General features: G+C 33.3%; 6 protein-coding genes. 1 reads left to right on the top strand and 5 read right to left on the bottom strand.

Annotated features, from left to right (window positions below):
- Positions 1-30 precede the first annotated feature (30 nt).
- From M4L39_RS10060 to putP, 4 genes are all read right to left on the bottom strand, one after another.
- On the bottom strand, positions 31-1947 hold the full coding sequence (locus tag M4L39_RS10060) for an FUSC family protein (RefSeq protein WP_277581894.1): 1917 nt from the start codon (positions 1945-1947) through the stop codon (positions 31-33).
- A 476-nt stretch (positions 1948-2423) separates the two neighbouring features.
- Positions 2424-3122: an acetolactate decarboxylase gene (gene budA, locus M4L39_RS10055; protein ID WP_277581893.1), complete on the bottom strand. Its 699-nt coding sequence runs from the start codon at positions 3120-3122 to the stop codon at positions 2424-2426.
- Between the two features lie 201 nt (positions 3123-3323).
- Entirely contained in the window at positions 3324-3608 is a 285-nt protein-coding gene (locus tag M4L39_RS10050) for a putative quinol monooxygenase (protein WP_277581892.1), read from the bottom strand.
- Positions 3609-3914: 306 nt separating this feature from the next.
- Positions 3915-5465: a sodium/proline symporter PutP gene (gene putP, locus M4L39_RS10045; RefSeq protein WP_277581891.1), complete on the bottom strand. Its 1551-nt coding sequence runs from the start codon at positions 5463-5465 to the stop codon at positions 3915-3917.
- 517 nt (positions 5466-5982) lie between these two features.
- Here putP and M4L39_RS10040 point away from each other — a divergent pair.
- Positions 5983-7935, top strand: a complete 1953-nt coding sequence (locus M4L39_RS10040; RefSeq protein WP_277581890.1) for a fructose-1,6-bisphosphatase — start codon at positions 5983-5985, stop codon at positions 7933-7935.
- Between the two features lie 66 nt (positions 7936-8001).
- On the opposite strand, the gene M4L39_RS10035 is transcribed toward M4L39_RS10040, so the two are convergent.
- Positions 8002-9801, bottom strand: a complete 1800-nt coding sequence (locus tag M4L39_RS10035) for a cation:proton antiporter (RefSeq protein WP_277581889.1) — start codon at positions 9799-9801, stop codon at positions 8002-8004.
- Between the last annotated feature and the right edge of the window lie 46 nt (positions 9802-9847).

Here is a 9847-nt window from a genome sequence, read left to right as displayed (position 1 = left end):
ATTTCATTCATCGTAAGGTTGGCTTGCTTTTTAAACCTGTGCTAGACTCACTTTTTGTCTTGCGTTCATACAATTATTTTGAATACTCATCAATGATGTTTTAATATGCATATACTGCGGTAGTTCTGGTATTTCTTGTACTTTAATATGCGAACCTCTTTCAAAATGTTTTGCTATATTTTCAAAAATAAGTAAGTATTCGCCCATTGTTTCATCATCTATATGATACCTTTCTTCATTACTCAAAGCCCTCGTAAGCATAAAGCTAATCTCTTCTAAGGCATAAATACTCGGATAATAATACTGGATGACCATCTTATTACTAAACAGTTCACCATTTGCACTGTTATATACTTGCTTCATATTATTGAGTTTCACGCTTAACTGAAGCATTTCTTGTTTGTCTTGTTCTCTTGATGAATATTTACTACTTGCAAACAAGTAATGGAATAATATTGCCTCGTCCCTGGCAACGTCTGCAAGTGTTGCTGGTAACATGGATGAAGCTGTCTTTCTACCTATTACGAGTAAACAAATAACAGCAATTGCAATACCAACAATTACATCAATCACACGTGGCAAGGCAATTAAAATTGTTAAGTGGTTTGCTGCTATACCATTCAACAAGATCACTTGAATCGTTATGAAAATAACAGCGAAGGAATAGTTAGCACCCACAAATACCTCTGTCACACCTGCTGCTGCTGCTAACAAGAGAATCGCAATTGGCAATGGTGGCGTCGATAATAAAATAAGAGATAATACAAGCACACCTATAATTGTACCGACGCCTCTAGACCCAGCACGCTCAAAACTATGTAGCGTTGTTGAACCTAATAGTACTGTGTGTGTACTTAAAGGAATCCAATATGCTTTTTCAAAACCAAACATAAGCGCTATAAAGATTGAAATAGCCATAATAACTGTATAGCGTAATGTATTTCTAAACACAAATGAATCCAGTGTTAAATTAGTTATCATACGGTGTCCATATATAGGAACACGAATATCAATTTCATGTTCAACACGTTTACTATCCGCATTCATGATTGCATCTACTTTGAATATATTATCAACTAAATTTTGATATTGGTCATCAATTTCTACTGCTTTTGTCCATTGTTTTTTGAAATTACCTTCTGAGTATACAAGTTTAATTACAAAATCTGCCATTTCTTTAATCTCTTTAGGTAATGGACGTGTGTTCTTTTCATTCAACTCTAATAATTCTGAATGAATACCTTGCGCCGTATTATGAAGTAGCAGCAAACGTTGAAATTCTGGTGACTCTTTAGATTTGGCAGTACTGGAAGTAATCAATTGAGTATCTGAGTTTCTAAAAGCAGTCACTGCGAATTGTGACGCTTTAGCGAATGCTTTCGGATCATCAAAATTATAAATAAGTTGTTTAATGATATTATAGTCATTTTTAATGGCTTTTGACTCTGCAGATTCTTTAGAGGTTAGTATAACGATAGTAACAATTAACATCGCTAATAAACCACCAACAAACATAGCTAGTCCTCTATATAAAGCTTCTTCTGGAGCTACAGGTAAATTGAAAGGTAAACTGAAGGCAACAATAAAGAATGTCGACGAAGGTCCTGGTATATTTAATGAACTAAATATATAATATGGGACCACCGTAACAATAAGTAGTAATACACCAAAGATAAGTGGTTGGCTTACCGTGAGCGTACCTAATATCATCGCTATGGATAACCCTATCGATGAGAAAAATACTATACGTAGTTTGGATTTGGATGACCCACCAAATACATATATATGTGCTAAAGTACCGGTAGATATTAATAATCCTGTAGCAAGATGACCCATTAAATAACCAATCATGAGTGGAATAAACATTAATATACCTTGCCTTAAGCCTTTAGCAACATCGATTTTCATAGAATTGAATCGAACAAGTGACTTTAAATATTTAATCAATGTTGGTGTTCATCTCCTTTAATATTTTATTTTTCATTAGTTTAATACGTGTGCGCCTTACAAATTGAAGTGTTCAGAAAGCACATATAAAAATGGGAGAGGGACAGAAATCAAAAATGTGAAATTTGATTTCGTATTCCCACCCCCACAAGGCTGACTAGATATCTAAAAAACTTGATATAAGCGCATTTAGATATCAGACAGCTACTGTGTAATCTCAAATTTACATTTACGACATAGTATGTTGTATTTATATCCCAGTCTCATTAAGTCGTAAACACATGTAGCCTATTTATCTCAGCTTATTAACAATTCAATATTTTTTATAATCATAAAAATTACACATGTCCAACTTAAAACATCACTTTACTATTTTAACACTTTTTCAAAAATATTTTGGCGTATTTGATTGGACAATATCATAATCATTTCATTGTTTGTATGATCTCTAAATACTTTTTATAGCATCCAGTTATTTATTCTGCTTCTTTGATATCTTCATGAACGCTTGAATAATCGATATCTGTTTCTAAAAATTCATCATTATTCACAGGAAAGTGTTGTTCTAGCGTTGCTATATTACTCAGTTCTACTGAACCACTATTCAGTTCAAAGTCTAAGACATGACCGCCAAATGTTTTATTCTCATCAACAAAATGTAAATGAAATCCTCCTGCAGCTACGCCATGAAATAATTGTGGCGAATAAAATCCTACAATCGTACCGTGCACTTGTTCTTGTGTATATTCAGGTTGTCTGTTAGCTGATTCTATTAATTTTGTATAAGGTCTTTCTTGTTTCGGCATCATTCTGACATGAATCATTTCAAATTTACCGGTAATTTTAACAGCTATAAATATATTGTTACTTGCAGCTTGATGTTGAACTTCATTCAACACTGCTTCAGAGTCAGTGATATGTCGAACATCAAATCGCTTATCTACTTTGAATGGGGTAACAGTAGAAAACGGTGTCATTTCGTGGCCCTCTAATTGTTTAAACTCACCATGTTCATTGGCGTGATATGCAATACCATCTAATATAATAACTTCACCATCAGAGCCAGTTAGCGTTCCTATACCTAAATCACCATGTTCTAAAATTTCGTTAATTGTAGCAGTGCCTTCTAACAATCCTGCCATCAACGTACCTAGGGTTCCGTGTTGATACAACATTATTTCTTCTCTCCTTATTAAAATGTATTACGCACTTTTTAAAAATAGGGGTATTTTTATTATAGTTGCTTCCAATATGAAATTATACACCATTATATTACGCTACAACAGCTTACTGTTTTAATTAATCATATAAAAAGGAATAAAGAGTCTAAACTCACGAGATTATGTAAGTTTAGACCCTTATTGTGAAATGGTATTTTATTTAGTTTGAGAAACTTTAATATCTGGTTTTGTAATCAAATATTGACTAACTTCTTTGAAAAAGTGTTGAAAGTGCTCTGTACCGTTGTGCACTTCTAAAGCTTCTTCACTTTCATATTGTTCGATAAAAGCAAATGTATTAGGCTCATCTGTGCGTTCAAAATGTGCATAATACAAAGCGCCTTCTTCTTTGTTAGCTGCTAACACAAGCGGTTCAACTAGTGCTAAATACTTATCACGCTTTGACGGATCAATTTTCATTATCGCATTTACAGTAACCATCTTTTCATCCCCCTTGCTAATCATTATCTTTATTTAATACCTCAAACTAAAGAAAGCAAACATTGAATAATTTATATATAAACTATTCAAAAAGTACTGTGTAGTAACCTAGCAAAATTCATCCTATTTTGAAACCAAATTAATCCATAAAAAAAGACTAACTCCCCCTTTGAAGTTAGTCTTTATAATCTATAATTTCTCCCGCTTTAAGCTAAATGAGTGACTTTATAATCAATATAAAAACTTCATTTAGCTTACTTGTTTAATTTTGAATTCATAATTTAAACCCCTTATTTAAATTATGTATTATTTTTGCTTTTTAGCATCGTTAACAGTTTGACGTACATCTGCTAAATCCCCTTCAACATCAATGTCAGGTTTTTTAGTAAATTTACTTACTACAACCGTTACAATTAAACTTGTTAAGAAGCCTGGTACGATTTCATATAAATTAAAGAAATCATTGATTTCACCTAGTGGTTTAACAAACGCAATCCATATAATTACTACAACTGCCCCTGCTAACATACCACTTACTGCACCAGTACGACTTAAACCTTTCCAGTATAATGACAATAGTACAAGTGGTCCAAACGCTGCACCAAACCCTGCCCATGCATTACCTACAAGACCTAAAATCGTGTCGTTTGGTGTCCAAGCAATCCAAAGTGATATAAGTGCTACAACGATTACTGATAAGCGTCCCACCATAACAAATTCTTTTTGATGTTCTTTGGCTGCTTTCTCACCACGGAATAATTTATAAAAATCTTCTGTTAATGAACTTGATGTCACTAACAATTGTGAAGAAATTGTACTCATAATTGCGGCTAAAATAGCAGCAAGTAAGAAGCCACCAACGAGTGGATGGAATAAAATTTGTCCCATTAAAATGAATAGCGTTTCAGGATCTTGTATATCAGTACCACTTTGATTGATAAATGTGATACCTGTAAGGCCGACGCCTACTGCACCTAATAAACTGATTGCCATCCAACCGATACCAAAACGTCTTGCTGTCGGTAATTGTTTGATCGATTTAATAGACATGAAACGTACAATAATATGAGGTTGACCAAAGTAACCTAATCCCCAAGCAAAGAATGAAATAATACCTATCACTGTTGTCCCTTTAAAGAAATCTAAGTTTGTAGGTTTTAATTCTGCTGCTTGTGATATTGTATCAAATCCACTTAATTGCATCATAGCAACAATCGGTACCATTACCATAGCAATAATCATAACGACCCCTTGGAAAAAGTCTGTTAATGATACGGCTAAATAACCACCGAAGAATGTATATGCTATAACAATAATTGCTACTATTAGCATACCTACATGATAGTTCATGCCAAATGCACTTTCGAATAACACCCCACCTGAAACCATTCCAGAATGAGTATAAAGCGTAAAGAATACGACAATAATTGCTCCGGCAATTATTTTAATAGAGTTAGATTTATCATCTAATCTATTTTTAAAGAAATCTGGTAGCGTAATCGCATCCCCAGCTTTCTCTGTATATACACGGAGACGCGGTGCTACAACAATATAGTTTATGTATGCCCCTATAGTTAGGCCAATCGCTAACCACGCTGCTGATAGCCCAGTAGTATAAACTTCCCCAGGTAGCCCCATAATCATCCAACCACTCATGTCGGATGCCCCTGCGGATAGCGCTGTTACATATGGACCAATGTTTCTGCCGCCCAACATATATTCACTTACATTGCCTGTTGATTGTTTAAAGCCATAATAACCTATGCCTAATAAAACAATGAAATAAGCAATTAGCATAATATACGTTTGCCAGTTCGGGTCTACTTGACTCTGTAATGATGCTCCCAATGTAAACATTGAACAAACTCCCTTTTATTTTATGATTTTGTCACATGCATTCATTATACAAAAATCAGAGAGATTTTAAACCACTTATCAGAAACTTTTTTCTTCCATTTTTTGTTAAAAGGGCTTTATGGCACTTTGGACACTGATACATAAGCGTTTTTAACACTTAAAATTAAAAGTGTAATAGTTCTCTTTTGGTGCTTTTAATCTCGTTTTACAATTCACGAAAATGTATGTTTCCCACAACTTTTATATAAATATCGTTTTTACTGTATTTGAGTAACATGTTATTTTACATTGTTTTTTGTAATAATCGTACTTTTTTATTTATAAGCTCATGTATACATTTGCTATCATTCATACATTATTAAGCCGTTTTTTAGAATTTATGAACAGTTAATAATATAATAAGAAATGGACATAATAATTCAAATTAATGCTACAATAAAAACTATATAATGAAAGCGTTTTACATAGCTGTAATACAAAGCATTACGAAAATTATACAACTGGAGTGACATAAATCATGTGTAAAACAACGGATAAGAGCGTAAAAGACAGATATTTAGATTTACTTTCAGAACAATTCAACTCAAAAGAAGAATTGGCCACAGAAATCATTAATTTGGAATCTATTTTAGAACTTCCAAAAGGTACAGAACACTTTGTCAGTGATTTGCACGGTGAGTTCCACGCTTTCCAACACGTGCTACGCAATGGTTCAGGAAATGTCCTATCAAAGATTAATGATATTTTCCAAGATACTTTGACACGTAAAGAAATCAATGAATTTTCCTCTCTCGTATACTACCCAGAAGAAAAATTAAAATTAGTAAAAAATAATTTTTCTTCTAAAACTGAATTAGATGAGTGGTATGTAACGACAATTAATCGTTTAATTAAACTGATTACATATGCATCATCAAAGTATACACGTACAAAATTACGTAAATCACTACCTAAAAACTATGTCTTCATTATTGAAGAATTACTGTATAAAAGTAATAAATATAATAATAAACATTCATATTACGAAACATTAATCAATCAAATCATTGAGCTTGAACAATCTGATGATTTGATCATCGGCCTGTCATTTACTATCCAACATTTAGTAGTTAATCATTTACATGTTGTGGGCGATATTTATGATCGTGGGCCAGAACCTGATAAAATTTTAGAAACACTTATTGATTATCCTTCAGTAGATATTCAATGGGGAAATCATGATGTTTTATGGATTGGAGCATACGCTGGTTCTAAGGTTTGTTTAGCTAATTTACTACGCATTTGTGCACGTTACAATAACTTAGATATCATTGAAGATGCCTATGGTATTAATTTACGCCCTTTATTAACACTTGCTGAAAAGTACTATGATGGTAATAATACAGCGTTTCAACCTAAAAACCCTCAGGATTTAATGCAAGCAGAATTAGAACAAATAACGAGAATACATCAAGCTATCGCAATCATACAGTTTAAATTAGAAGCACCTATTATTAAACGTCGTCCAGCATTCGAAATGGAAGAGCGTTTAGTGTTAGAAAGTATCGACTATGCAAAAAATGAATCAACATTGTATGGCAAGACTTACACGTTAGAAAACACTTGTTTCCAAACAATCGATCCTGAAGACCCTAATAAATTGCTTGAAGAAGAAGAAGAAGTGATGAACAATTTATTATTATCTGTGCAACAATCAGAAAAATTAAAACGTCACATGACTTTCTTAATGCAAAAAGGAAAGCTTTATTTGCCATATAACGGTAATTTACTTATCCATGGTTGCATTCCTGTAGATGAAAATGGTGAAATGGAATCTATGACAATAGACGGTGAGAAACGTTACGGCCGTAATTTACTAGACTACTTTGAAACTCACGTCAGAAAAGCATTCGATAACAAGGAAATTGAAGATGACTTAGCAACTGACCTCGTTTGGTATTTATGGACTGGGAAATATTCTTCATTATTTGGTAAACGTGCAATGACTACTTTCGAACGTTATTTTATTAGTGATAAATCAGCACATAAAGAAGCTAAAAACCCATATTATTATTTGCGTGAAGATGTAGATATGTGTAAAAAAATGCTAAAAGACTTTGGATTAGATCCTGAACAAGGCCATATTATCAACGGACATACCCCTGTAAAAGAAATTGATGGTGAGAATCCGATTAAAGCAGAAGGTAAAATGATTGTAATCGACGGTGGCTTCTCAAAAGCTTATCAATCAACAACTGGCATCGCAGGTTATACCTTACTTTATAATTCATTCGGTATGCAGCTTGTGGCTCATAAACATTTTAATTCAAAAGAGCATGTTCTGCTTAACGGTGCTGATGAACTTTCGATCCGCCGTGTTGTAGATAAAGAACTACAACGTAAAAAAATACGCGACACGAATACAGGCCAAACAATTCAAGAAAAAATTGATATTTTGAAAGAGTTAATGCACGACCGCTTCGTAAATTAAAACAACTAAATAAACGCATAAAAAATCCATTTGCTAACAATAAATCATTGCGCAAATGGATTTTTTCTATATATTTTGATGTAAATAAGCATCTTTCAAATAACCAATCATCCCTTTTTCTGATTCTACAGGATTATTATTACCACGTTTAAATGTTACGACTTTATCATCACTAATATGATAAAGTATCATGTCATTTTCAGTTAACTCGTTTTTACAAGATACTGGCACTTCTATAATATTATGATCTTTAATAAAACGATTAAACCAACGTGATGTGAAATTCCAATCAAACAAAATATGATTTTTGATTGGCCCATCCACATTACTTCGTGCATGTTCATCACTAAACGACACGGGCATCATATCTACATTTTTCAAACCAAATTCTGGGACTAATTCATTAAATGCTAGACTGTTAAATACAAATGATTGCGTCATAAGTAAACATTTGTTGTAACGTGTCATATCTGCATAAATACGATCATTACTAGACAATAAATTGCCTTCAAAAATCTCAAAATCTAAATCATGTGACCGTTGGGACGTATTTTTAAATAAATTAAATGCCATAACTGGGATATTATGTTCTCTTAATTTTGCACCGAGATGAAAAGAAAATTCACTTTCCCCTACAATGATTACACCAGGTGGTTCTGTGCTTGAAAGGTTCATAACTTTACTCAGTGGTAAGAAACTAAAACCATAAATCACTACGGTAATAAACACCAATCCAAAAGTAACCGGCGTGATAAATTCAGCCATTGGTGTACCTTTCTCAACAAATAGGCCACCAAAAAACTGAGCAACCGTGAGAACTACAATACCACGTGGCGCCATCATAGATACCATTGCACGTTCAAGTTTTGAAATTTCTGTACTCATAGTAGCGAGTATTATTGAAATCGGTCTAATTAAAATAATCATAATTGCACAGAAAACAAATAATTTCCACGACATGACACTCTTTAATACTTCTAATGTTAAAGAGGACGTAATTAAAATAAAGACGGTTGAAATCATGATTGATGACGTATTTTCAATAAAATGATCAGATTCTTTGAATATTAAATCGTGACGTTTCATACGTGCCATCATTAAACCGAATATTGTAACTGCAAGTAAGCCAGATTCTGGTAAAATTTCGTCACAAATAGCAAATATTAATAAAATAAATACTAATTGAATCGGTGGCATGAGATTTTGAGGGATTAAATCACGTTTAATCAACCACATAAATAAGTATGATGCGCCAAAACCGATGACTACAGCTACTAAGAAGCGTAAGACGAAACTCAATATAATTTGCAATTCAAAGCCCTGTTCAAATATTTGAAACACATAAAATGCGCCGAGTGCTAACATAGGTCCAATAGGATCAAGTATGATACTTTCCCATCTTAATATTGAATCTACACTTTTTCGGACTTTAGCTTGTTTTAACAACGGCTGGATTACAGTAGGACCCGTTATTAAAAACAGACCGCCTAAGACGAGTGAAATTGCCCATGAGAAACCTAATACATAATGTAAGGCAATTGAACCTAAGACCCAAGCAATCGCAGCGCCTACAGTAATGATACGCATCACTGCCTTGGAAATACCTTTTAATTCACGAAAGTCTAAATTACTACTACCTTCGAATAAGATAATTGCTACAGCTAATGATACTAACGGACTAAATACTTCTTGTCCTAAACTTTCTTGAGGATTAATCAGACCAAATATCGGTCCTACAAGCAACCCAACGATTGCCATAACTACAATTGATGGCCATTTAATTCTAGTAGCAAACCATTGGCTAAAGATGCCAAGCGCTAAAAATATAACAATGAGCAACGTTAACGGTAAGTTTAGTAAAGTCACATAACTCCCTCTCTCTATATTTAATATCAACAACTTTTGTATTCAT

Source organism: Staphylococcus equorum (assembly GCF_029531845.1).
Lineage (GTDB): Bacteria > Bacillota > Bacilli > Staphylococcales > Staphylococcaceae > Staphylococcus > Staphylococcus equorum_C.
The sequence above is the reverse complement of the archived record's forward strand: the minus strand, read 5'-3'. Positions and strand labels throughout refer to the sequence as shown.